Here is a 646-nt window from a genome sequence, read left to right as displayed (position 1 = left end):
CGCCCGCCGTCGCCTGGCCGCCCTGCCGCACGGCTGCCTGCTCCAGCGCACGCCGAGCCGCCGGGATCCCGGCGAGCAGCGGAGCCGGTCTGACCGACGTGAACGAGGGCGTGAACCGCTCCCAGTCGATGTCCGCCACGGTCACACAGGGCTCACTCCCGCCCAGCACGTGATCCAGCGCCAGCAGCGCCCGCGCCGGGTCCATCGCCCGCAGCCCGCCCCGGTCCAGCCACTGAACCCGGTTCTCCTGCGCGGCGAGTCCGTCTCCGGCCCAGCGTCCCCAGGCGACGGAGGTCGCGGGGAGTCCTTGTGCGTGGCGGTGGGTCGCGAGTGCGTCGAGGTGGGCGTTGGCTGCTGCGTAGTTGGCTTGTCCGGCGCTGCCGAGGGTGCCTGCGGCGGAGGAGAAGAGGATGAACGCCTTGAGGTCGTAGCGTCGGGTGAGGCGGTCGAAGAGGTCTGCTGCGTGTGCCTTGGGGTGCAGGACGGTGTTGAGGCGGTCGGGGGTGAGGTTGGTGATGAGGGTGTCGTCGAGGGTGCCTGCGGTGTGGATGACGGCGGTGAGGTTGGGGATGGTGTCGAGGAGTTGGGTGAGTTGGTGTTCGTCTGTGATGTCGCAGGCGGTGATGTGGGCGCCGAGTGCGGTGAG

General features: G+C 70.6%; 1 protein-coding gene. It reads right to left on the bottom strand.

Annotated elements, in window-relative coordinates; genetic code table 11:
- On the bottom strand, positions 1 to 646 hold a 646-nt coding region (locus tag ACVNF4_RS36755), incomplete at both ends, for a KR domain-containing protein (protein WP_461807139.1).

It is taken from the genome of Streptomyces sp. S6 (assembly GCF_054880855.1).
Note: the sequence above shows the minus strand (reverse complement) of the source record. Positions and strands in the feature narration are given on the sequence as shown.